The 24,622-nt window shown below is 49.1% G+C and carries 15 protein-coding genes; 2 read left to right on the top strand and 13 right to left on the bottom strand.

What is annotated here, in order from left to right:
• Positions 1-22: 22 nt before the first annotated feature.
• From NW212_RS04740 to NW212_RS04680, 13 genes are all read right to left on the bottom strand, one after another.
• Complete coding sequence (locus NW212_RS04740) at positions 23-1,345, bottom strand: TolC family protein (protein WP_375337947.1); 1,323 nt, start codon at positions 1,343-1,345, stop codon at positions 23-25.
• Positions 1,346-1,572: 227 nt separating this feature from the next.
• A complete protein-coding gene (locus NW212_RS04735; RefSeq protein ID WP_258337490.1) occupies positions 1,573-3,201 on the bottom strand; it encodes an alpha-galactosidase in 1,629 nt (542 codons plus the stop codon).
• 168 nt (positions 3,202-3,369) lie between these two features.
• Positions 3,370-3,507, bottom strand: coding sequence for a hypothetical protein (locus NW212_RS04730; protein WP_258337489.1), 138 nt, complete (start codon positions 3,505-3,507; stop codon positions 3,370-3,372).
• A gap of 303 nt (positions 3,508-3,810) precedes the next feature.
• The gene (locus NW212_RS04725) at positions 3,811-5,430 is read right to left on the bottom strand and encodes a type I restriction-modification system subunit M (protein WP_258337488.1); all 1,620 of its coding nucleotides are present in this window, start codon (positions 5,428-5,430) and stop codon (positions 3,811-3,813) included.
• A 12-nt stretch (positions 5,431-5,442) separates the two neighbouring features.
• Positions 5,443-6,516 carry an AAA family ATPase gene (locus tag NW212_RS04720; protein WP_258337487.1) on the bottom strand — a complete coding sequence of 358 codons (1,074 nt, stop codon included), beginning with the start codon at positions 6,514-6,516 and terminating at the stop codon, positions 5,443-5,445.
• Between the two features lie 11 nt (positions 6,517-6,527).
• Positions 6,528-7,706, bottom strand: coding sequence for a restriction endonuclease subunit S (locus NW212_RS04715; protein ID WP_258337486.1), 1,179 nt, complete (start codon positions 7,704-7,706; stop codon positions 6,528-6,530).
• A 4-nt stretch (positions 7,707-7,710) separates the two neighbouring features.
• Positions 7,711-10,698 (bottom strand): type I restriction endonuclease subunit R, encoded by a 2,988-nt coding sequence (locus tag NW212_RS04710; RefSeq protein WP_258337485.1) that lies wholly within the window; start codon positions 10,696-10,698, stop codon positions 7,711-7,713.
• A 3-nt stretch (positions 10,699-10,701) separates the two neighbouring features.
• Positions 10,702-10,911, bottom strand: coding sequence for a helix-turn-helix domain-containing protein (locus NW212_RS04705; RefSeq protein WP_258337484.1), 210 nt, complete (start codon positions 10,909-10,911; stop codon positions 10,702-10,704).
• Positions 10,912-11,473: 562 nt separating this feature from the next.
• On the bottom strand, positions 11,474-12,556 hold the full coding sequence (locus NW212_RS04700; protein WP_258337483.1) for a phosphotransferase enzyme family protein: 1,083 nt from the start codon (positions 12,554-12,556) through the stop codon (positions 11,474-11,476).
• Between the two features lie 190 nt (positions 12,557-12,746).
• Positions 12,747-14,018 (bottom strand): DEAD/DEAH box helicase, encoded by a 1,272-nt coding sequence (locus NW212_RS04695; RefSeq protein WP_258337482.1) that lies wholly within the window; start codon positions 14,016-14,018, stop codon positions 12,747-12,749.
• A 20-nt stretch (positions 14,019-14,038) separates the two neighbouring features.
• Complete coding sequence (serB, locus tag NW212_RS04690; protein ID WP_258337481.1) at positions 14,039-15,271, bottom strand: phosphoserine phosphatase SerB; 1,233 nt, start codon at positions 15,269-15,271, stop codon at positions 14,039-14,041.
• Between the two features lie 111 nt (positions 15,272-15,382).
• Complete coding sequence (gene htpG, locus NW212_RS04685) at positions 15,383-17,434, bottom strand: molecular chaperone HtpG (RefSeq protein WP_258337480.1); 2,052 nt, start codon at positions 17,432-17,434, stop codon at positions 15,383-15,385.
• Positions 17,435-17,540: 106 nt separating this feature from the next.
• Complete coding sequence (locus tag NW212_RS04680) at positions 17,541-20,084, bottom strand: ATP-dependent Clp protease ATP-binding subunit (RefSeq protein WP_258337479.1); 2,544 nt, start codon at positions 20,082-20,084, stop codon at positions 17,541-17,543.
• Between the two features lie 690 nt (positions 20,085-20,774).
• On the opposite strand from NW212_RS04680, the gene gyrA reads away from it, so the two are divergent.
• Together gyrA and NW212_RS04670 are read left to right on the top strand one after the other, a co-directional pair.
• The gene (gene gyrA, locus NW212_RS04675; RefSeq protein WP_258337478.1) at positions 20,775-23,294 is read left to right on the top strand and encodes a DNA gyrase subunit A; all 2,520 of its coding nucleotides are present in this window, start codon (positions 20,775-20,777) and stop codon (positions 23,292-23,294) included.
• A 48-nt stretch (positions 23,295-23,342) separates the two neighbouring features.
• On the top strand, positions 23,343-24,566 hold the full coding sequence (locus NW212_RS04670; RefSeq protein WP_258337477.1) for a tetratricopeptide repeat protein: 1,224 nt from the start codon (positions 23,343-23,345) through the stop codon (positions 24,564-24,566).
• Positions 24,567-24,622: the final 56 nt, after the last annotated feature.

The raw sequence follows: 24,622 nt of genomic DNA, 5'->3' as shown, positions 1-24,622 counted from the left end.
GTGTTCCTTTTGTTTGTTGTGGCTATTTTAATTTTCCGGCAGCGCGCAGAAGTTCGTAATACGTGTAGACTACTTGCGTGCGTGCCGTGGTGAGTTGCAGTTCGGCGTTCAGGCGGAGGTTGTCCGCATCGAGCAGGTCGGTAAGTATGGCAAGCTGGTTCAGGTATCGGTTGCGCATGATGCGGTAGTTCTCTTCCGCCTGCTTCACCGACAGCTTGAGGGCGTCAACCCGTGCCAGCGCTTCGCTGTGTTTCAGGTAGGCGTTGCGCACGGTTACGCGTATCTGCTGCTTCTGCTGTTCTTCGGCATTGCGGTACAGTTCGGCCTGCCGCCGGGCTTCGTTCACCCTGTGCCTGTTCCGGTAGAGGGCCGACAGGGGATATGAAAACGAAAGTCCTACGTTCCATGCGTTGTTGTACATGTCGGCCAGCGTGCGCGATACCGGACGCGCCAGCGTGTTTGCCGCATAGAGTGACAGTTGTGGCATCTGTGCCGCGCGTGTCGCATCGATGTTGTTGCGTGCAAGGTCGGTCTGTTTCTTTCTCAGCAGCATGGCCGGGTCGTTGGCGTAAGCCTGTCCGATATAGTCAGCATAGCTTTCCAGCGTGTAAGCCTTGCCCAGCAGTGCGGTGTCGGGGCAAAGCAGCAAGTCTTCTTCAAGGCCCAAAAGGATGTCGAGCTGCTGGGATGCGAGCCGGATGTTGTTTTCCGTTTCCAGCAGAGAAAGCCGGTCGTTTGTGAGCTGCATTTCGCTCCGCAGCACATCGTTGTTGGTGATCAGTCCCTCTTCCTTCATCTGCCGGATGTCCTTGAGCCTCCGTTCCGACTCGTTGATGTTGCGTGAAAGCACCCTGTGCTGCTTGTACAGGCTGAACAGGTTGAGATACTGCCTCAGCAGCGACAGTTTGATGTCAGCCCGGTCTGTGGCAGTCTGCAGGGCGGCTATCTCCCTTTCGATGTCGGCCTGGCGTATGGCATACTTTATTCTTCCCCCATGGTACAGAGGCTGCGTGAGGTTCACCGCATAGTTCTGCGACCAGTCGGGCGAGTCGGGATAGGTGGGATCGGAGAGTCCTCGCTCGAAGATGACGGGCTGTCCCACGAATCCCCCGTTCAGTCCGATTTCTATGTCGGGCAGCCTTCCGGTCCGTGCCGTTTTTCTGCGTTCTTCCGCCATTTTTTCTCTCAGTCTGTCGGCGGCGAGCTGCAAGTTCTGCTCCATTCCTTTTTCAAAGAGCTGGTCTACACTTAGGTAGAGAGAATCCCCCTGCGTATACGCTTTCGCTGGAGAAAGAGCCAGCAAAGCGGCCGCTATCCCCATTACTAGAATTGGTTTGATGTGCATAGAGAAAGTCTTTTGTTGCTGTGTGAAAATGACATGCGTCATTCTATGCGAGGCGTCCCTGCTTATAACAAGTGATGTCATTTCATGATTGCGGTTGCAAAGATAGTGATTTTTTCGCACAGTTCCAGCGGGCTTTCTCTAAAAAACGCTGTTTGGGCGTGCCTGTCACTCATTCCCGTTTCTTTTCACATAGATCCGGATTGCCAATGACAAATGAAAGCTGATTTTTATTCCGGCACGGCCTGCTTCAGCGTGAAGCAATCGATGTCCGGCGCCCATCCGTAGCGGTTTCCCATCCGGACGACATTGTATCCCGGGACGAGCGTGACCGGAAGCGTTGCCGACGCTACGCTGTCTGAACTGCCCGAGCTGAGATTGGAAAGTTCATGGAGCGTGCCGTTCACCCATACTTCCAGCTTGCGGGGAGAGGGCGAGCAGTAGCTGACTGTCATTTCATACTGTCCTCCCTTTTCGCTGTATACCTCCGGCCATTCGGCAAAGTTTTCTTCCCGTCCTCCCAGCCGGAATACTTTCATCCCGCCGGAGCATTGCGGGGAAGCGAGATACAGTACGGGTTTCGGCTGTTTGCCCAAATCGTCGAAGCAGGGCAGAAAGGCCCGTTCGGCCTCGTAACGTTCCGGTTCCAGGCGGCGTTCGGCCTCCATGCGGCAAACCAGCGTTCCGTGGGCAGGCACTGTGCAGGCAAACACATGCTCGAATGTGCCCAAATCTGTCCGCTTCACGACATCGCGCACGCTGGTCCGCCCTCCCAGCTCTAATGCATGCAGCGGAACATTGAACGTCTTTGCGCTGTCGGAGGCATTGTAGAAGGCAACGGCACGCACTTTGCCGCGCTTCTGCCTGATGTCTTTGGTCAGCACATAGGCCTCGCCTTCACGCCATGCCACGTACGCCTGAAGTCCCAGGGAATCTTGGTTGAGGGCTATCAGTTCCGGATTCTTCAGCAATGCCAGCGAAGCTTCGGGGATGGCGGTGAGGTCGCAGCCGACAAGCAGCGGAGAACTCATGATGCACCACATCCCGAAGTGTGTTTCTTCTTCCGCAGGCGACAGTCCGCGGCCTATTTCAAGCATATCCATGTCGTTGTAGTGTCCGTTTCCGGCATAAGCCGAAAGGTAGAGGTTTTTTGCGATGATGTTTCTGACAGAACGCCAGTCGGGAGAAATGTCCGGACTGATGCGCCATGAGCGTGCCAGCCTTCTTGCCCATGTTCCCGGGAAAGCCCACCGGCAGATGTTGATGGACACGTCCTTTCTTCCGGTATTCCGGATGGCATCGCAGATGGTTTCGTAGCGTTTTTCCTCATCCAGTCCCAGTTCCTGGGCGCCGCAATAGTCTATCTTTATGAAGTCGTAGTTCCACTCTTTCAGATAAAGTTCCATGTCCTGCTGCTCGTGTCCGTACAGTCCGGCTCCTATGCCGTTGGCATCATTGTCGTAGATGGATCCGCATGTGTTGTTGCCTGCGTCCGAGTAAATTCCCGCGCGTAGTCCCAGCGAGTGGATGTAGTCCGACACGGTCCGCATTCCGTTGGGAAAGCGTTGCGGGTGGGCATGCATCTTCCCCGTTTCATCGCGATGTCCGAAAAATCCGTCGTCAATGTTGATGTAAGTATAGCCCGCTTCTTTCAGTCCGGTAGATACAAGGGCGTCTGCCTGTTTCTTGATAAGTTCTTCGTTGATGTTCACGCGGTACGTGTTCCACGAGCTCCATCCCATCAGCGGCGGAAGAAAGGGAGTCGTTCCGTCTGCCGTCTGTTTCTTCGGATCCGGTGTGCATGAAGCCGCGGCCAGTGCAAGAGCCAGCAGTCCTGTGGAAAATAGTTTCGTGTTCATGGTGCTTTCAGTATTATTGACAGTATGTTAATGAGCAGGAGCAAATGTACAACAATTTTGCCAAAGCAGAACCTGCCCGGTTGTTTTTTGAAGAACTAAAACGCCAGTTTTCCGGCATGTGCTCTTGAAAACAATTCGCAAAATAAACCTGAGTAAAATTTGAACTCTTTAGAGATTCAAATTTATATCTTTGACAATCCATTTGCCATTTCTTTTTCCGTTTTCCCGTTCAAGCAATCCACGCCCTATCAAAGAGGGAGTCATGCGTTTGACTGTTCGGGGAGATTTTCCAATATGAGCTGCCATCTCAGCCTGTGTAGCGTTGGGATGGTCCTTAAGGCAATTTCATCCAAAGTGCCATTCAAAGTGCCATTTTGGCTCTTTGAATTATCCGTGTTGTCACTTTGGAGAACTGCGATATGCAATGCCCGGTTATGCAATTCGTTTTTATCTCCAAACAGTCAGTTTCTGAAAAACAATTCTAAGAATTCGGTTGTAGCCGATATCCCTTTCGAGTAGTTGTTGTAATTGGTTCTGACCAGCGCATTTCTGAAACAGAGGTTGAAACGGATTTGATATTAATTCATATTTAATCAGTTTCATGTAGCTTTAGACGAAATCCAATCCCAATTCTTTTAAAAAAGCATTGTGTTTGTTCCGGGCATCTTCTATTTTCTTGTCTATATCAACAAGCTGCTTATGCACTTCTTCCAAATCAATCGGAACTTCTTCTTTGGCAGTACTTACATAACGGGAGATATTCAGATTGTAGCCATTATCCTTGATTTCGCACATGGATACACAACGTGAGTATCGTTCGACATCTTTTCTGTACTGGTACGTTTCTACAATTCTTTTTACATCCGTATCACGCAATGCGTTCTGCCTTTTTCCTTTCTCGAAGTATTCACTAGCGTTAATGAACAGTACATCATCGCTCTTCTTGCATTTCTTCAGCACTAATATACAGACGGGGATACCTGTTGAATAAAACAAATTGGACGGCAAGCCGATGACGGCGTCAATGTTGCCATCATTCAAAAGCTTTTCGCGGATCAGTTCTTCCTTGCCGCCTCTGAACAAGACGCCATGAGGCAGGATGATAGCCATTGTCCCGTTCTCATGCAAGAAGTGGAAGCCATGAAGGAGGAAGGCAAAATCTGCCGCTGATTTGGGCGCAAGGCCGTAGTTCTTGAAACGGAAGTCTTTCCCCATTTCTTCTGTCGGCTCCCAGCGGTAACTGAAAGGAGGATTGGCAACGATTGCGTCAAACTGCATCTTTTTGGCAGGATTCATTTCGTTCAAAATATCCCAATCATTCAGCAAAGAATCTCCATGATGTATCTCAAATTCAGTGTCTTTTACTCCGTGCAGCAACATATTCATCCGTGCCAGGTTGTAGGTTGTAATGTTCTTTTCCTGTCCGTAAATCTTGCCGATTCCATGCCTTCCCATTTCATGGCGCACATTCAACAGCAAGGAGCCTGAGCCGCACGCGAAATCAAGTACGCGGTCAATCTTGGTCTTCTTTCCCGTTGTCGGGTCTTGGCTGTCCAATGATACGATTTTGGACAATATGGAAGAAATCATTTGAGGCGTATAGAACTCTCCGGCTTTCTGTCCTGAGTTGGCCGCAAACTCACCAATCAGATACTCATAAGCGTCACCCAATGAATCTGTTGAGGTAGAGAACTCTGAAATGCCCTTGGCTATTTCCGTAACGACCTTACAGAGCATGGTGTTTCTTTCCTCGTATGTCTTGCCCAGTTTGTCGGAATGCAGATTGATTTCCGAAAACAATCCACGGAACGAACTGTCGAACGATTGTTCCTCGATATACTTAAATCCTTTTTCCAACGTGTCGAGCAATTCCTTGTCTTGTGTACGGGCCAATTCTACAATATTTCCCCACAAGTATTTGGGCAGTATCACATAATGGGCCTTACGGCGCATTTGCCGTTCGAACTCAGCTATATCATCAGGGTTCTCTTCATACCAAATTTGTAAAGGAGTATTGACTTTTAATTTATCCATAACGTCTTGAGGAGTTTCTGGATAATCAGAGCCTAACTCTTTCTTTACAGCTTCTTCATATTGCTCCGAAAGATAGCGTAAGAAGATAAACGAGAGCATATAGTCGCGAAAATCATCGGCCATCATGGAGCCGCGCAATGCATCCGCTATCGCCCAAAGTACTTTTCCTAATTTATGCTGTTCTATTGCTGTCATATATACTAATATTTAATTATGCAAAACGAAATGATATTTTCCCATCAGTGCATTATATACATCTATGAGAATCTGTTTGTTGTCTGGAACCATCACACCGACTTGCGGATAGTAAACTTTCTGATGTGTCAATGCGTTGATTATATCGGCCATTCTTCCGGATTCTTCCGTAAATCCAATTTGTTGAAGGACATACTGAAATTGTCCGACTCCCAAGAATGAAGCTATATTCTCCAGCACTTGTCTTAATAAAGCAAGGTGATATACTTCCAACGAATCTTCCTGAATGGCTGTATCCAATATTTGTAGAACTCTTAAGTGATAGAGTAAAACGCTGTTTCTTGGATTGGATAATTCATATTGGTCTCCAATCTTTTCAAGAATCGAGATCTTATATTTATTTTTCTCACCCCGTCGGATCGCTTTAAACTTACCAGCTTTTTCACCTTTGGACAGCCAATCGCTAAGAATGGTAGCTAGTCCTATATGATGAGTTGTGATGATTATTTTCTTCCTTTCATAATGATTTTCTATCAAGTTCATCAAAGTGAATGCTGTGATGAAGATATTATGATCGTCCATACTGGAGACAGGATCGTCAATAAAGAAGTAATCGCTTTGCTCTCCCGTCCAGCTGTCCACCTCAAGCAAGGCCAGAAAGAAGCACCATATAAATATACGTTCTTCACCTCTGGAAATTTTAACCGGATGTTGCTCTTCATCTTCTTTCATAAAGAAAGAAATTGAGGCAAATCCCTGCTCCAGATTTTCATGGGATTGAAATCTAAAATCATATTTAGGATTGTAAGGCTTCAATTTATCCATGACATCCAATTCATTCAGCTGGCTATGGTATTGGTTCAAACTGCTGGAAACGATGTTTAACTTTGTATGTTCATTGTCCCAAACAAATAAGTCTTCGCTAAAGGCGTTATAATAAACACCTGTCTGGCGGCCGTCTGTATTCTTTGCAGTTTCTTTATATTCAACGGAAAGACGTGTTTTTCCTGTTGAATTGAATGCATAAATCAGAAAGATATTTTCTGAAGCATCCTTTATTTGTTCGGCAATCTGCGATAAATCCATATTCTTACAAATTAGATTTTGGGGAATAATTGTTGCATCAATCCTTTCTTATGTTCTTTTAATGATTTAATTCTTTGCCCTGTTGCTATTATCAAATCATCTATTGACGAAAGAAGATCGGCTATTTTTTGTTGCTTTATTGGTGAAGAAGGTATCATCAAAGGACATTCAAGTACTTCGCTTTTTTTTAGGTTAGTTTGTTTAACTCCATCATCAAATGATAGAAAATAGGGATTTCGATTGATCAGATAGAACAATAACTTACTATTTATGTTCTTAGATCGCAATCTACATATTCGTTGGTTTACAGTATATTTTCCTGATTGGTCGACAAAAAAACATTTTGCAATGGCACGACCATTTGGAACGTCACTTAAAACCATTAAAATATCCTCTTTATCAGCTAAGCAGTATGGAGTATTTGTTCGCTTAACGACCTCTCCATCTGTAGAAATAAATTTAGAATTCACGACAATAAAATTGCCTTCCTCATCAATTTCATTTTCATGGGCTCTACCATTTTCATAATCTACAACTGCCCCCAAAAGAGTACTTTGCCATACTGATGTCCCTTGAAATTCTGGAAACCTCAAATCAGGTACATTTTTCCCTTCCGCAGGAAATAATCGCTGCATCAACCCTTTTTTATGTTCTTTCAACGTTTCAACTTTTTGGGTAGTTGCTTCAATCAATTCATCAAGAGAAGAGAGGCAATCGGCTATTTTTTGCTGTTCTTTCAATTCTCCTTTTTTACCAACTGGAGCAAAAACATTAATTTCTCCTATTGTAGTCTTAGACAAACTTGGAACTCCTCCTGCTTCATTATATTTATACCAATTGATTTTCTGAAATATTAGGTATAAAAATTTAGGTAAACAATTGTTGAAAGAATGCGTATAGAATAACGTATCCACAGTCCAAAATTTTCCAGTGAGGAATATAGGCTTGTCGATAGTTCCTTTTCTTCCTATACAAACGCTTTCTCCATCATATAGAAAATCATCAACAGAGGTCATATACCCACCAGAGCCATAAAGTGGAATATTTCCACTGCTTAAATGTTTATAGTCTTTACCATTTCCTATTTCACAGAGATTTTTCAGCTTATATTCTTTCCATCCTTCTGTATCTTGAAATTCAGGAAATCTCAAAGCAGGGACAGCCGTTTTTATTTCGTTTTCTTTTGCCATATCCTTATTCTTCATACGCCGACAGTCCAGATATTTCTTCTCCTTCCGCTTTTCGTTTTAACAACGGAATCAAATCTGTCATCAAAGCTGATTCAACCTTAGCCCGTGCTTTCCATCCCAAGTTGAGCGGAGCCAGCAAATCGGTCAATTTTTCGGCATCGAAAATTTTCCGTTCCATGATGCCATTGATGAAATCATTTAATGCCTCAACGGTAATTCCGTATTTGCGGGCAATCGAATCTATCTCCTTTGCGTATCTTTCCGCTTTAAATCGAGTGTAGCCTTCTTTGATTTCCTGCTCCGTTTTTCCGTTGACCTCTTCCAAACTGTTGATGTAGGCGATGATGTCGTCGCGCTCGTCCATCAGATTGGAGTTTGATAAAACAATATTTACCAGCTGTTCGCGTGTCAGTTTTATCTTGACGCCGGTTCCGCCATACTGTTTGGCTATAAGGTCCATGATATAGTCGTAGTCAATCATGGCGGAAGCAAACAGAACAAACTCAAAGTCCAAATCCTCAATCTCCGGAGAAACAGGTTCCGTAGGCTTTTCCCGCTTTTTCTTCAAGCTATAAGCCAGGTTCAGATAGGCTCCCCGGAAAGCGAGAAGATCATCGTCTGTAAAACCGTACTCGGGTCGGAAGTCGGACACTGCGGTCGCATCCGTAGCATCTGTAAAGTCAACGTATTGGTCGAGCTGCGTCTTGTAGCGTTGTATGTCTTTGAAACGATTGATAAAGCCTATTTTTGCCTCATCTCCCTTTAAGTTGGCCACTTCCGAAGCGTTGAATTCCAGATTGTACGACTGCATGAAGCTGCGTAATCCTGCCACAGCCTCCTTGTATTTTTGCTGGATGCTTGATGCAGGTTCTACCAGCCAGATCCGTCTGGCCACATCCTTTTCATTTCCAGAAAACATGGATATCGCTTCATCCACAGCATCCTGTTGCCCGCGAAAATCCAGGATGTTTCCGTAGGGCTTCGTATCGTTCAGAATGCGGTTGGTACGCGAAAAAGCTTGTATCAGATTATGATAAACGAGCCGTTTGTCCACATACAGCGTGTTGAGGAACTTCGAGTCGAATCCTGTCAGCAGCATATCAACCACAATGGTAATGTCTATCTTGTTTGCATGCGGATAGTCTTTGTTGCTGTATTTCTGGTCTTTGATGCGTTGCTGCACATCCTGATAATAGGAATCAAACTCTTCGATGACATGATTGGTTCCATATTGCCTGTTATAATCGGCAATGATTTCCTTTAAAGCCTGTTTCTTTCTTTCAGGCTCTTGTTCATTGTCTATCTTTTCCTGTTGCAGTTCTTCCTGAATCTGCTTGATGTCGGGGTTTCCTTCGGCAGGCGGAGAAAACACACAAGCCACATTTAACGGTTCGAATGAATCGTCTTTCAGCTTGCGTTGTTCCTGCACCTGCCTGAACAGCCGGTAATATTCGATCGCGTCATTGATGGACGAAGTGGCGAGAATGGCATTGAAGCGCCTTTCATTGGTAGCTGCATCATGCTTGGACAGAATCGTTTCAACTATAGCCTGTTTCTTGACGCTGCCATCCGCCCTGCGCGGATTATTGTCGTCCGGCTTGAAATAATCCACATGGAAGCGAAGCACGTTTTTATCTTCAATGGCATGTGTTATGGTGTAAGCGTGCAACTGCTTTTCAAAAATATCTTTTGTCGTCTTGTAGGACGCCGTTTCTCCATTGACTTTCGTGTAGGTCGCATTCTTTTCAAAAATAGGCGTTCCGGTGAAGCCGAAGAGCTGGGCATTCGGGAAAAATTCCTTTATGGCCTTGTGATTGTCGCCAAACTGCGAACGGTGACACTCGTCGAATATAAAGACAATGCGGCTGTCTTTTAATGGCAGCAATTGTTCTTTATAGTTTTTCCGGTTGTTGGGGTCCAGCGCAATGCCCAGCTTCTGAATCGTGGTGACAATCACCTTATCTGCATAATCGGTCGACAACATCCGGCGCACCAATGTGCCGGTATCGGTGTTCTCCTCCACGCAATTCTCCTGAAAACGGTTGAACTCCTGCCGTGTTTGGCGGTCAAGATCCTTGCGGTCTACCACAAACAGGCATTTCTCGATATCCGAGTTGTCTTTCAGCAGGGTAGATGCCTTGAAAGAAGTCAATGTTTTGCCGCTTCCTGTCGTATGCCAGATGTAACCATTCCCTCGGTTTTCTTCAATGCACCTGACAATGGCTTTCACTGCATAAATCTGATAGGGACGCATAATCAGCAACTTCTGTTCGCTGGTTATCAGTACCATGTAGCGGCTGATCATTTCGCCTAAATGACATTTGGGAAGGAATTGTTCTGCAAAAGAATCCAGGCACGCCACTTTTTTATTGTCTTCTCTTGCCCATTGGTAAACAGGCAAGAATTGCTCTTCGGCATTGAACTTGAAATGCTGAATATTGTTGTTGGCAAAATAATACGTGTTCGAATAGTTGCTGACAATAAACAGCTGCATGAAACACAGCAGGGTGTTGGTATACCCGTTGCCGGAATCGTTTTTGTAATCCACAATCTGCTGCATGGCGCGGTGTGGACTTACGTCCAAAGTCTTCAGCTCTACTTGAACAACAGGCAATCCATTGATTAGCAAGATTACGTCGTAACGCTGAAAGCTGTTTCTGGTATTTATTCGTAATTGATTGATTACCTCATACTCATTTTTGCACCAGTCTTTGATATTGACCAACGTATATTGCAACGGAGTACCATCTTCACGCATAAACGTATTTACCTCACGCAGGCGCTTGGATGAAGCAAAAACGTCCGGATCAGTTATTTCTTCTAACAGACGGTTAAATTCAGAGTCGGAAAGGTTGACACGATTGAGCCGCTCGAATTTCTTGCGGAAATTTTGTTCCAATGTGATTCTGTCACAAATATCCGGACGATATATATATTTCAACTCTATCAGTTTATTGATAAAGTTTTCCTCTATTTGCTTTTCTCTGATCATACTCTATTTGGATACTTGATTCGTAATTAGTTCTTTTGGATCTACCTGAAGAATCTCCGCTATCTGAAACAGCACTTCCAGACTGGGTTGCCGTCTGTTGCAGACGTATGAGTTGACAATGCAGAAACTTTTGCCGAGCTTTTCCGCCAGCCAAGTCTGCTTGATGCCACGTTCTTCAAGCACTTCTTTTATTCGGTTCATGGGTTTGTCCATTGTCTGTTATCTCTTAGTTCTGTTTACAAAGGTATAAAATATCATGCTGTAAAAAAGATAAAAGAGGAAGAAAACGCTCCCTCTTCGCTCGTTTTCATTCAAACACCGCTCAATCCAGACACTGGTCGTTTTCAGCGGTGCCGCATAGCAATCGTTATCGAAGCGATAATTAGTCGTAGGTTTCAATCTTAACAGGCGGCGATCACCTCGCATGTCATTCTCGATGCCAGAATAATGGATACAGTAAGTAGGGCATATTCCTTAAAGAAACTTGCCGGGTCCGACAGATTCTTCAGACGGTTTTTCCCGAAGGCATCTTCACCGAGATGATGAAACGGTCAGGAAGACCGGATTAATAGCTTTCAGTTGCCGGAAAACATACTTTGACGAATAAAGAAACTTTCATAGTAAAACAAGATATGCTTCTTTGCCAGCGAAAACATTTTTCAGGCAACGAAGCATTGCTGCCCCACGAAAGAGGCCGATTTTTTGGAAGGCGCGGAAGCACCTGGCGGTTGCCGGTCTTTTTCCGCGCCTTTTGTTGTGATGGCTGATGGCAATGTCAGATAAGCGAAGCGATGTAGGCCTTCATTTCCGGCTCAGCTTTCTTGACCTCCTGATACAGCTTATACTGCGCCAGTGTGCGCACGTAGTTGTGTTCCGGATATTTTATCTGGTAATAGGTATCCCCGTTGATGTAGTCTGTCAGGAAGCGCACGGCCTGCATGTACGGGAACAGCTTCACGGCGTATGGCAGCATTTCAATTTCAATCGGAGTAAGGAAGCTCTTGGCCGATTCGATGTAGCCCTTTGCGAACGCCTTGAATATTTCCATGTTGAAATGAATCTTGTTCAAGTCCGGTTCGTCTTCGGGAGCCGTGTTGGCAGCCGAACGGAGGAAGTCGCCGAAGTCGGAGAATATGAAGCTCGGCATTGTCGTGTCGAGATCGATGACGCAGAGCACTTTCCCTTCTTTGTTGAACATCATGTTGCTGACCTTTGTGTCGCAGTGGCAGATCCGTTTCGGCAGCTTGCCTTCGCGGTAGAGGCGTTCAGCCTGGCACATCTCATAGCTGTCTTTCTCGATATCCTCGACGAGCTGCTTCATTTTCTCCATGCGTCCCGCCGCATTCTTCTCCACAGCTTCGTGAAGCTGCTTCATGCGGAACTCCATGTTGTGGAAATCGGGAATGGTTTCGCCCAGCTTTTCGGGGATGTCTGAGAGCATGGCCTCAAACTCTCCGAATTTCAGTCCCACCAGGTACGACGATTCCGGCGTTACGGCGTCAAGCGTCAGCGAATCGGGGATGAATTCCGATACGCGCCAGTAATGTTCCCCGTCAAAATGGTAAGTCTTTCCGTCGGCAGCCGGAACGAAGCGAAGCACCTTCCGGTTGATTTCTGTTTCGTGAGCCTCTTCAAGTTTCTTGCGGATATGTCGGGTTACACATTCGATGTTGTGCTGAAGCAGGTCCACGTCTTGAAATACCTGGTTGTTGATGCACTGAAGGATGTAGTCGCATGACTTCGCGTCGGCAGTTTCCACCTTATAAGTCTGGTTGATCAGTCCGGCAGTCAGCGGAGTGATTTCTTTTACGTCCTTAACTTCCGGGAAAAAAGAAATAATTTCATTAAGGTTGCTCATGATAATTAAATGTATAAGGTTTTGTTGTACGTTTCTTTAAAAACTTATTATGCAAACATACACAAAAATATTTATTTTATCGTCATTTTATGTGGAAATATTTCTTTTTTCGGATGATTCGCCACAGAAGGAACGGTGTATCACAGCAGGCGTACGGAAAACCCGGTGTCTTCTGTGGCAAAACGGTTGCTCAAGCCTTGGTGGTGCGGGTTTCGGAAGGACTGCCGCTCTTTTTCTTCCACCTGTTGTTTCCCTTGTTGCGGGAGAATGACTTCTTCTTGCGCCGTTCGCCACCCGGGCGCGACGAACGCGGTGCATAGACCGGACTTTCTCCCAATTCTTCGGGCACAGGGATCTTGTAGATGGCTTTTCCCAGAAAATCCTCTATCTGCTTGAAGCGCGTCTGTTCCGTTTCGCTGACAAAGGTGATGGCGCATCCGTCGTTGTTCGCCCGGGCCGTACGTCCGATGCGGTGCACATAGTCTTCGCTGTCGTGCGGAACGTCGTAGTTGATAACCAGGCGGATGTCGTCGATGTCTATTCCCCGCGCCACGATGTCGGTTGCCACCAGCAGGTTGACACGTCCGTTTCTGAATTCATGCATGATCTCGTCGCGCTGGCTCTGTTCCAGGTCGGAGTGCATTTCGCCCACGTTCAGGTTCAGCCGTTTCAGTGCCTTGGCCACTTCCTTGACCTTCAGTTTCGATGACGCGAACACGATGACGCGTTCGGGTTTCTGTTCCTTGAAGAGCGACTGGATGATGCCCAGCTTTTGGGCTTCATAGCATACGTAGGCTGCCTGGATGATTTTTTCGGCAGGCTTCGATACAGCCAGCTTGACTTCAACCGGATCGTTGAGGATTGTTTTGGCGAGCTGCCGGATTTTTTCCGGCATTGTGGCAGAGAACATGACGGTCTGCCTTTTCTGCGGCAACTGCTTTACGATCTGCATGATGTCGTCCGAAAATCCCATGTCGAGCATACGGTCGGCTTCGTCAAGGATAAAGAACGACACCTTTGAAAGGTCTACATAGCCCAGGCTGATGTGGCTGATCAGACGTCCCGGGGTGGCGATGACGATGTCGGCTCCCAGCGTAAGCCCTTTTTTCTCCTGCTCGAAACGGATTCCGTCGTTTCCTCCGTATACGGCGACACTCGAAACAGGCATGAAATAGGAAAAGCCTTCTATCTGCTGGTCGATCTGCATGGCCAGCTCCCGTGTAGGAGCCATCACGATGCAGTTGATTGCATCTTCCGGATAGCCTCCCTTGCTCAGCTGGTTCAGTATCGGAAGCAGATAGGCCGCTGTTTTTCCTGTTCCGGTCTGTGCCACGCCGATCAGGTCATGTCCTTCGAGTATGACCGGAATCGCCTGTTCCTGGATGGGCGTACATTCCCGGAAATTCATTGCGTCCAGAGCATCCAGGACGCTGTCTTCTAAGTTTAGTTCTGAAAACTTCATATATCTTACATTATTATTCGTTACAGTTTCCCGCGTTCTTCAAGGTACGAGTCTTTGAATCCCAGGAAATAGAGCACTCCGTCAAGTCCGATGGTATTGATCGACTGTCTGGCATTCGCCGCCACCTTCGGCTTCGCGTGGAAGGCGATGCCCAGTCCGGCCACCGACAGCATCGGCAGGTCGTTCGCTCCGTCGCCCACCGCGATGGTTTGCGCGATGTCCACCCGTTCCACCTGCGCGATGAGCTGAAGCAGTTCCGCCTTGCGCTTTCCGTCCACAATGTCGCCCAGGTATCTTCCCGTGAGTTTTCCGTCTGCGATTTCCAGGTTGTTCGCATATACGTAGTCAATTCCGAACTTTTCTTTCAGGTAGTTGCCGAAATAAGTGAATCCGCCCGAAAGAATGGCTATCTTGTATCCGTAGTGCTTCAATACGTACATCAGTCTTTCCACGCCTTCCGTTATGGGCAGGTTTTCGGCGATCTCCTTCATCACGCTTTCGTCAAGCCCCTTCAGCAGCGCCACTCTTTCCGTGAAGCTCTCCCTGAAGTCAATTTCTCCGCGCATGGCACGTTCGGTAATCGCCTTCACCTGTTCGCCCACTCCGGCGCGCATGGCGAGTTCGTCGATCACTTCCGTCTGTATCAGTGTCGAGTCCATGTCGAAGCAGATCAGCCGGCGCATGCGGCGGTACATGGTGTCCTGCTGGAACGAAAAGTCCATTGCGAGCGACGAGCTGAGCTTCATGAGCTGGTGCTGCAGCAGTTCGCGGTCTTTCGGGGTTCCTCTGACAGAGAATTCGATGCACGCTCTTACGCTGGCCTTTTTCTCGTCGAGCGGAATGCGTCCCGTGAGGCGGCGTATGCCGTCGATGTTGAGGTTATGTTCCGCCAGGATCTTGGTGGCTCCCGAAATCTGTTCGGCAGTCAGCTTTCTGCCCAGCAGCGTGAGGATGTACCTGTTTTTCCCCTGCATGTTTACCCACGTTTCGTATTCGTCGGGTGAAACCGGATAGAAGCGCAGGTCGATGCCCAGGTCGGACGCCTTGAACAGCAGGTCCTTCATTACATTGCCCGAATCTTTCTCGGCGCATTTGAAAAGAATCCCCAATGACAGTGTGCTATGGATGTCTGCCTGTCCGATATCCATAATGTCTACCTGATATTTCGACAGGATTTCCGTGATGGATGCGGTCAGTCCCGGCCGGTCGATTCCGCTGATCCGGATCAATATGAGTTCTTTCTGATGTTCCATGGGTTTTTCGTTGTATCTGCAAATGTACGAAATATCTCGGTATTTCCGTGTGTCGGGCATAAAAAAAGCCGCTCCCGGACCGGGAACGGCTTGCTTTTGCACGGCGCGGTTTCAAATCATTTCCACGCTGCGTTTCACAAAGTTGGTCAGCGCTTCGCCTTTCAGCATGTTGTTTTGCAGCAAGGCCAGGTCGATAAGCTGGTGAACCACCTTATTGCCTGCGGCATAGCCGTTCAGCACCTTAGTCTTTTCTTCTTTCTGTTCGTTCAGTTTCTTTTCCACGTCGGCCAGCTCGTCTTTTTCCGCTGCCGGAATGTCTTCGCTCTTCTTTCCTTCCTGCGCTTTGCGGAGTTCGTTCTGGCGGATGGTCAGCGCAGCGATTTCGGCTTCCACCGGAACCAGCTGTTCGGCGCATGCGCTTTCGGCGTTTTCAAGCACCTGCTTTACCAGCCTGTGGTCGCTGTTGAGCACCAGGTTGTACATGCTCGGCATTTCTCCGTAGAATCCCATTCCCGGCTGGAAGTTTGCCATGTCCTTCATACGGCGCATGTATTCCGACTGCGTGATGATGATCGGAGCGGCGTTTTCGCCCATGGCCTTGGCCTCTACGTCGAATTCTGTTTTCTGCAGTTTCGGCATCTGTCCGCGGAACAGGGCAGAGAGCACATCGCGTTTGTCTTGTGGCAGTTCTTCGCCTTTTTGCTCTTCCTTTACGATCAGACGGTCTATCACATCGCTGTCTACGCGCGTGAAGCGGCTTTTCTCGAACTTCTGCTCCAGCATGTTGATCATCGGCACGTCGAGCTGTCCGTCCATCAGCAGCACGTTGTATCCCTTGTTCTTGGCAGCGTCGATGTAAGTATACTGCTCGTCGGTGTTGTTGGCGTAGAGGTATACCAGCGTTCCGTCCTTGTCGGTCTGGCTGTCTTTGATGAGCGTGCGGTATTCTTCAAACGTGTAGCACTTCTTTTCCGTATCTTTCAGCAGGGCGAACTTCTCGGCTTTTTCGTAGAAATCTTCCTGTGTCAGCATGCCGTAGTTGATGAAGAGCTTCAGGTCGTCCCATTTTTCTTCAAACTCCTTCCGGTCGTTCTTGAAGATTGCCTGCAGGCGGTCGGCCACTTTCTTCGTGATGTAGGTTGAAATCTTCTTCACGTTTGCGTCGCTCTGCAGGTAAGAGCGCGACACGTTGAGCGGGATGTCCGGCGAGTCGATCACTCCGTGCAGCAGGGTCAGGAAGTCGGGAACGATTCCTTCCACCGAGTCAGTCACGAACACCTGGTTGCAGTAGAGCTGAATCTTGTTGCGCTGCAGGTCGATGTTGCTCTTGATTTTCGGGAAGTAGAGCACGCCTGTCAGGTTGAACGGATAGTCTACGTTCAGATGAATCCAGAACAGCGGCTCGTCCGACATCGGATAAAGGTCGCGGTAGAACTTCTTGTAGTCTTCATCCTTCAGTTCGCTCGGCTTCTTTGTCCATATCGGGCACGTGTCGTTGATCACATTGTCTTCGCCGGTTTCAACCTGTTTTCCGTCCTTCCATTCCTTTTTCTTGCCGAAAGCTACGGGAACCGGAAGGAAGCGGCAGTATTTGGTCAGCAGGGCATGGATGCGCGATTCTTCCAGGAACTCCTTGCAGTCGTCATCGATGTAAAGGATGATGTCCGTTCCGCGGTCGGCGCGTTCGGTTTCTTCCATCGTGAACTCAGGGCTTCCGTCGCAGCTCCATTTCATTGCAGGCGCGCCTTCCTTGTAAGAGCGGGTGACGATTTCCACTTTCCTGGCAACCATGAAGGCCGAGTAGAATCCCAGTCCGAAGTGCCCGATGATGGCGTTGGCGTCTTCCTTGTATTTTTCGAGGAAGTCGTTTGCGCCCGAAAAAGCGATCTGGTTGATGTATTTTTCGATTTCGTCAGCCGTCAGTCCCAGTCCCCGGTCGGTGATGGTGATGGTGCCCTTGTCCTTGTCCGCGTTCACATGAACGGTCAGGTCGCCCATTTCGCCTTTGAACTCGCCGGTAGAAGCCAGTGTCTTCAGCTTCTGGGTGGCATCTACGGCATTTGAAACCAACTCACGGAGAAAGATCTCGTGATCGCTATACAAAAACTTTTTGATAATGGGGAAGATGTTTTCTGTCGTTACCCCGATATTGCCTTTCTGCATATCTGTATTTGTTTAAATTGATTGCTTAATAAAACACTGTCCTTTTCGCAAAAAAAATGCCAGACACCGGAGTGTCTGACATTTTGTCTGTATACATGGCCTTTTGTCACATTCTTTCGATTTCCATCTTCAGTCCGTCGCCGGCCTCGTTCATGCTTACGCGGATGCGGTCGCCCGCCTTCGGTTCCTCGTTGATGATCAGCTCTGCCAGTCCGTCTTCGAGGTTGTTCTGGATCGACCGTTTCAGCGGACGTGCGCCGAACTGCACGTCGTATCCCTTTTCGGCCACGAAGCGTTTCGCCGCTTCGTCGATTTCCAGCCTGTATCCGAGGTTCTCCACCCGCTGGTACAGTCCTTTCAGCTCGATGTCGATGATGCGTATCAGCGCGTTGATGTCGAGCTGGTCGAACGTGATGATTTCATCCAGACGGTTGATGAACTCGGGCGCGAACGATTTGTTGAGTGCCTTCGTGATGACTCCCTGCGAGTACTCCTTGTCGTCCGCACGGTTCTGCGCGGCGAATCCGATGCCTCTGCCGAACTCCTTGAGCTGGCGTGTGCCCACGTTTGAAGTCATGATGATCACGGTGTTCTTGAAGTCCACCGTTCTGCCGAAGCTGTCGGTCAGCCTTCCTTCGTCCATCACTTGCAGCAGGAGGTTGAACACGTCCGGGTGCGCTTTCTCGATTTCGTCGAGCAGGACGATGGAGTAGGGCTTGCGCCGCACTTTCTCGGTCAGCTGTCCGCCTTCTTCATATCCTACATAGCCCGGAGGCGCTCCCACGAGGCGCGATACGGTGAATTTCTCCATATATTCGCTCATGTCGATGCGTATCAGCGCGTCGGCAGAGCCGAACATCAGCTTGGCGAGCTGTTTCGCCAGGTGGGTTTTTCCCACTCCCGTAGGTCCGAGGAAGAGGAACGTGCCTATCGGCTTGTTCGGATCCTTCAGTCCCACGCGGCTCCGCTGGATCGCCTTGACGAGCGTATCCACAGCCTTGTCCTGTGCGATGACCTTCGACAGCAGCTCGTTTTTCATCCCTTTCAGCTTGATGCCTTCGGCCTCTGCCATCCGCTGCACGGGTACGCCCGACATCATCGACACCACGTCGGCCACCTTTTCCGCGTCTACGGTTTCGCGCTTTTCCTTCAGTTTCTCTTCCCATTCCCGCTTCATCGCTTCCAGCTGCTCCATGTAATGCTTTTCCCGGTCGCGGAAGCTTGCGGCGAGTTCGAAGTTCTGGCATCTCACAGCTTCGTTCTTGTTGTTCCGTGCCTCGTCGATCAGCTTCTCCTGCTCTTCGATCTCTTTCGGAGCCGTGATGTTGGTCAGGTGTACCCGCGATCCGGCCTCGTCGAGCGCGTCGATAGCCTTGTCGGGGAAGTTGCGGTCGGTGATGTAGCGGTCTGTCAGTTTGACACACGCTTCCAGCGCATCGTCCGTGTAGTTCACGTTGTGGTGCTCTTCGTATCTTTCCTTGATGTTCTTCAGGATCTGCAGCGTTTCGTCGGTTGTGGTAGGCTCCACCATCACCTTCTGGAAGCGTCGCTCAAGCGCCCCGTCCTTTTCGATGTTCTGCCGGTATTCGTCGAGCGTGGTGGCTCCGATGCATTGGATTTCGCCGCGTGCCAGCGCCGGTTTCAGCATGTTGGCCGCATCCATCGACCCTGCCGCCGATCCTGCTCCGACGATGTTGTGTATCTCGTCGATGAACAGGATGATGTCCGGGTTTTTCTTCAGCTCGCCCAGTATCGACCGGATACGTTCCTCGAACTGTCCGCGGTATTTGGTTCCTGCCACGACTGACATCATGTCAAGCGCGACGACACGTTTTCCGAACAGGATGCGCGACACCTTCTTTTCTACGATGCGCCGTGCCAGCCCTTCTACGATGGCCGACTTTCCCACGCCCGGCTCGCCGATGAGGATCGGGTTGTTTTTCTTCCGGCGGCTCAGAATCTGCGCGATGCGTTCGATTTCCTTTTCACGTCCCACCACCGGGTCGAGCCTTCCTTCTTCGGCAGCCTTCGTCATGTCGGTTCCGAAGGTGTCGAGCATCGGCGTGTCGTTGTTCGCCTTCTGCGAGCGCGTCTGTGTGGCAGCTCCGTATCCCTGTTCGCCCGACGGGCGGTTTTCCCATCCGTTGTTTTCGCGCGGGCCCATTTCCTCTTCGTCTTCGTCCTCCTCGCCGAAATCAAGTCCGGCCTGCGGTTCCGACTTGGGTGCCAGCCTGTCAGCGATCATTCCGTAAGTCACGTCGTATTCTTCCAGGATTTCGGAAGCTCTGTTCCTGTCTTCTCTCATAATTGCTAGCAATATGTGTTGCACGTCGGCGGCCGGGCTTTGCATGAGCTTGGCCTCCAGTATGCTGTCCTTCAATATTCTTGTTGCTTTGTCGTTGAAAGTGATATTCTCGTCGTATCCCTCTTCGGGAGCCGACTCCTGCCTTAAGACTGATTCCAAATCATATTTGATTTTCTTCACGTCCACATAAAGACTCTCCAGAACCTCTATAGCCTTGTTCTCCCCTTCACGTATCATCCCCAGCAGCAGGTGTTCCGGCCCTACGTAGCCGTTGCGCAGGCGGTTGGCCTCTTCCTTGCCGTAAAGGATGATGTCTGATACTCTTTGTGTAAATTGGCTGTCCATCTGATGTTTTTCTCCTTAAAAATAATTAGAACCAGATTGCAAATGTACATCATTTTATTTTACTGCGTGTACATTTCTCATGCAATCAGGCTGACTTTTCTCAAAAAAAGCGGCTTCCGGCTCTGCCTTCGTGAAGATGTTCCGTCATCCGCCTGAAAAGACCGCGGTCTTTGAGGTAAGATAACCCGTCATCTTCATGAAGATAACGGGTAATTTTAAACGGGATTACACGTTATCTTGGCAGGTCGTCGGACGCATGTGCCGTTAATTGTTCCCTGCAAAATGTATGCCACATTGCTCAGGCAAAAGGGCGGGGCGTTTGCCGTGTCCGGCGCGGGGAAGGCGGAAAAAAGGAGGGTAACCGCAAAGGTAACACTTAACAATCTGTATTGCAGTAAGTTGCAAGGGTGAGGGAACCGCAAGCGAGTACGCGAAAAGCAGACCACACCTTATTATATATAATATATAAAATAAAAAAAGAGATCCCCTTACCCCTTAAATTTTCTGCCAAAAGGGTCGGTGCGGCCCGCATGTTTGCCGCATAGCCGCATGATAATGTGGCAGATTCGGCATCTGAAGCCCTGCGGCAAGCATTTTTTGCGCGAAAAGTTTTTGTATATCGTGTAAAAGTCGTATTTTAGCGTGATTTTTAGTGAACTTCAAAAAAAGAGTAATTAATAATTGTTTTAAATGCAAGAACAACAGGAACAAGACAGGATTATACAGATCAACATCGAAGAGGAAATGAAGTCGTCGTACATCGACTACTCGATGTCAGTGATCGTTGCACGCGCCCTCCCGGATGTAAGGGACGGTTTCAAGCCTGTTCACCGCCGTATCCTTTACGGTATGATGGAGCTTGGAAACACGTCCGACAAACCACATAAGAAATCGGCGAGAATCGTCGGTGAGGTGCTTGGTAAATACCACCCTCACGGTGACTCTTCCGTCTACGGAGCGCTGGTCCGCATGGCTCAGGACTGGGCGATGCGCTATCCGCTCGTCGACGGACAGGGAAACTTCGGGTCGGTCGACGGCGACAGCCCGGCCGCCATGCGTTATACGGAGGCACGCCTGAAGAAGATCGGAGAGGAGATGATGCAGGATCTCTACAAGGAAACTGTGGACTTTACCAACAACTTCGACGATACGCTGCAGGAGCCTACCGTGATGCCTACCCGCATCCCGAACCTGCTGGTTAACGGAGCCTCGGGTATTGCCGTGGGTATGGCCACCAACATGCCTACCCACAATCTGGGCGAGGTGATCGACGCGTGTGTGGCTTATCTGGACAACAGCGACATCGATGTGGACGGCCTGATGAAGTATGTGAAAGCGCCCGACTTCCCGACCGGAGGATATATCTACGGCATCAGCGGCGTGCGCGACGCCTACGAAACGGGACGCGGACGGGTTGTGATGCGCGCGAAGACTGAAATCGAACCGCATCCCACGCACGACAAGATCGTTGTGAAGGAGATCCCTTATAACGTGAACAAGAAAGAGCTGATCGAGAGCATAGCCGCGCTGGTAACCGACAAGAAGATCGACGGCATATCTTATGTCAACGACGAATCTGACCGCGACGGCATGCGCATCGTAATCGACGTGAAGCGCGACGCCAACGCAAACGTAGTGCTCAACAAGCTGTTCAAGATGACGGCCCTGCAAAGTTCGTTCAGCGTGAACAACATCGCGCTGGTGCACGGACGGCCGAAGCTGCTGAATCTGAAGGATCTGATCCGGCTGTTCCTCGAACACCGCCACGAGGTGGTTATCCGCCGCTCGCGCTTCGACCTGCGCAAGGCGAAAGAGCGTGCGCACATCCTGGAAGGCCTGATCATCGCGTCAGACAATATCGACGAGGTGGTGCATATCATCCGCGCCGCCAAGACGCCCAACGAGGCCATCACGAACCTGATGAACCGCTTCCAGCTTTCTGAAATACAGGCGCGCGCCATCGTGGAGATGCGTCTGCGCCAACTGACGGGACTGATGCAGGAGCAGCTTCACGCTGAGTACGACGAAGTCATGAAGCAGATCGCATATCTGGAAGAAGTGCTGAGCAACGATGAGCTTTGCCGCAAGGTGGTGAAGGACGAACTCCTTGAGGTGAAGGAGAAGTACGGCGATCCGCGCCGCTCTGAAATCATCTATTCTTCCGAAGAGTTCAATCCGGAAGACTTCTATGCCGACGACGACATGATCATCACCATATCGCACATGGGATACATCAAGCGTACGCCGCTGTCGGAGTTCCATGCGCAAAACCGCGGAGGGGTAGGCGCGAAAGGAAGCGACACCCGCGACTCTGACTTTATCGAGCACATCTATCCGGCTACCATGCACAACACGCTGCTCTTCTTCACGCAAAAGGGCAAGTGCTACTGGCTGAAGGTTTACGAAATACCCGAAGGAAACCGGACTTCGAAGGGGCGTGCCATCCAGAATCTGCTCAACATCGAGGCAGACGATGCGGTGACTGCCTATCTGCGTGTGAAGAACCTGAACGACAAGGAGTTCATCAACAGCCATTACGTGCTGTTCTGCACACAGAAGGGAGTGATAAAGAAAACGCTGCTTGAGCAGTATTCCCGCCCGCGCCAGAACGGCGTGAACGCGATTACGATCCGCGAAGACGACCGGGTGATCGAAGTGCGCATGACTAACGGAAACAATGAAATCATCATAGCCAACCGCAACGGACGGGCCATCCGCTTCCATGAGAGTGCAGTGCGCGAAATGGGACGTACGGCAACGGGCGTAAGGGGAATCACACTTGACGAAGACGGTCAGGATGAGGTGATCGGAATGATCTGCATCAAGGATCCCCAGACTGAAACCGTGATGGTTGTTTCTGAAAACGGCTACGGCAAGCGTTCGGACCTTGAAGACTACCGCAAGACAAACCGGGGCGGAAAAGGCGTGAAGACGCTGAGCATTACGGACAAAACCGGCTGTCTGGTTGCCATCAAGTCGGTGACGGACGAAAACGACCTGATGATCATCAACAAGTCGGGAATCACGATCCGTCTGAAAGTGGCCGACGTGCGTATCATGGGACGCGCAACTCAAGGCGTGCGCCTGATAGACCTCGGCAAGCGCAACGACCGCATCGGATCGGTATGTAAGGTGGCTTCGGAACAGGAAGAAGCGGACGTGGAGGACGTGGAAGCTGTTTCAGACGATTCGGGCGAACCGAAAGAATGAGAGAGAAATGATGACAGAAAATAAATTGTATTACTAATTCAAACCATTATGAGAAAAGTTCTATTTACAGCAGCGGCATTCCTTTTTACGGTGTGCGCTGCGTCAGCACAGGAAAGTGTGGTGAAAGAAGCGAAGAAAGCAAAGGGAGATCCTGCCAAGGCCGCTCAGATCATCGAACCGGCTCTGACTGACCCTTCTACTGCCAACGATCCTGAAACATGGAAACTTGCAGGCGACTTCCAGAAGTCAATCTATGACGACGAGAACATGAAGCTGTATCTGCCGGGCGGAAAGGCAGACACTTCGAAGCTCTACAACAGCCTTGCCAAAATGTTTGAATATTACACCAAGTGTGATGAGGTAGAACAGGCAAAGGTGAAGAGCGGCGAGCTGAAAAAACCGAAACTGAGAAAGAAACTGGCTGAAACGTTGGCCAAGGTGCGTCCGCAGCTGACCAATGCAGGTTCTGACGCTTACAATGCCGGAAACTATGCCGGCGCGCTGAAGTACTTCGGCCTGTATGTAGATGCTCCGCAGAACGCAATGTTCGACGAAATCTCTTCCGTGAAGAATGACACGCTGGTTCCTCTGATCGCAAACTATGCCGCATTGGCTGCCAACTCGCTGAAAGACAATTCGGCCGTAGTGAAATATGCTACTGTCGGCAAGAACCACAAGGAAGAGGGCTTCCGCTCGCTGATGTGTCTGGCTGAAGTGTACGGAAAGGGCGAAACACCCGACTCAACCCAGTGGCTGGCCACGATCAAGGAAGGCGTTGAGAAGTTCCCGAACCAGGAATATTTTGTGGGCAACCTGATGGACTACTACATCCAGAAAGGGAAAGTTGCCGACGCTCTGGCTTCAATGGACGAAATTATCGCGAAGAATCCGAATTCGGCATACTATAAATACGTGAAGGGCGTGCTGCAGTATGAAAACAAGGACTACGATGGAGCGATCGCTACCTTTAATGACGTGATTGCCGCCGGAGGCGATTTCCAGGCTGAATCGAGCTCTAAGATCGGCGACTGCTATTTTTTCCCGGCCCAGAGTATCGTAGAAGAGAACTCTAAGATCTCTATGGACGATCCGAAATATGCTGCCAATGAAAAGCAGATAGAGGAACTCTACAAGAAGGCTGCTCCTTTCTACGAAAAAGCCAAATCGCTGAAACCGGACGACCGCCAGTTGTGGGGACAGTTCCTGCTGAACATTTACTGGAAGATCGACAAGGAAAAATATAACGCCCTGGAAAAAGAAATGGGCTATTGATAGATTCGAAATAGCAAAGACTTTTTTAATAAAGACGAAGAGGGTGTATCAAATAA

It is taken from the genome of Bacteroides sp. ET225 (assembly GCF_024733745.1).
GTDB lineage: Bacteria > Bacteroidota > Bacteroidia > Bacteroidales > Bacteroidaceae > Phocaeicola > Phocaeicola excrementipullorum.
This window is presented reverse-complemented; position numbering and strand designations above follow the sequence as displayed.

Bases quoted from the DNA above. Each gene is read 5' to 3' on its own strand.
- NW212_RS04740 (WP_375337947.1), bottom strand. From the start codon at position 1,345: ATGCACATCAAACCAATTCTAGTAATGGGGATAGCGGCCGCTTTGCTG.
- NW212_RS04735 (WP_258337490.1), bottom strand. From the start codon at position 3,201: ATGAACACGAAACTATTTTCCACAGGACTGCTGGCTCTTGCACTGGCC.
- NW212_RS04730 (WP_258337489.1), bottom strand. From the start codon at position 3,507: ATGGCAGCTCATATTGGAAAATCTCCCCGAACAGTCAAACGCATGACT.
- NW212_RS04725 (WP_258337488.1), bottom strand. From the start codon at position 5,430: ATGACAGCAATAGAACAGCATAAATTAGGAAAAGTACTTTGGGCGATA.
- NW212_RS04720 (WP_258337487.1), bottom strand. From the start codon at position 6,516: ATGGATTTATCGCAGATTGCCGAACAAATAAAGGATGCTTCAGAAAAT.
- NW212_RS04715 (WP_258337486.1), bottom strand. From the start codon at position 7,706: ATGGCAAAAGAAAACGAAATAAAAACGGCTGTCCCTGCTTTGAGATTT.
- NW212_RS04710 (WP_258337485.1), bottom strand. From the start codon at position 10,698: ATGATCAGAGAAAAGCAAATAGAGGAAAACTTTATCAATAAACTGATA.
- NW212_RS04705 (WP_258337484.1), bottom strand. From the start codon at position 10,911: ATGGACAAACCCATGAACCGAATAAAAGAAGTGCTTGAAGAACGTGGC.
- NW212_RS04700 (WP_258337483.1), bottom strand. From the start codon at position 12,556: ATGAGCAACCTTAATGAAATTATTTCTTTTTTCCCGGAAGTTAAGGAC.
- NW212_RS04695 (WP_258337482.1), bottom strand. From the start codon at position 14,018: ATGAAGTTTTCAGAACTAAACTTAGAAGACAGCGTCCTGGATGCTCTG.
- serB (WP_258337481.1), bottom strand. From the start codon at position 15,271: ATGGAACATCAGAAAGAACTCATATTGATCCGGATCAGCGGAATCGAC.
- htpG (WP_258337480.1), bottom strand. From the start codon at position 17,434: ATGCAGAAAGGCAATATCGGGGTAACGACAGAAAACATCTTCCCCATT.
- NW212_RS04680 (WP_258337479.1), bottom strand. From the start codon at position 20,084: ATGGACAGCCAATTTACACAAAGAGTATCAGACATCATCCTTTACGGC.
- gyrA (WP_258337478.1), top strand. From the start codon at position 20,775: ATGCAAGAACAACAGGAACAAGACAGGATTATACAGATCAACATCGAA.
- NW212_RS04670 (WP_258337477.1), top strand. From the start codon at position 23,343: ATGAGAAAAGTTCTATTTACAGCAGCGGCATTCCTTTTTACGGTGTGC.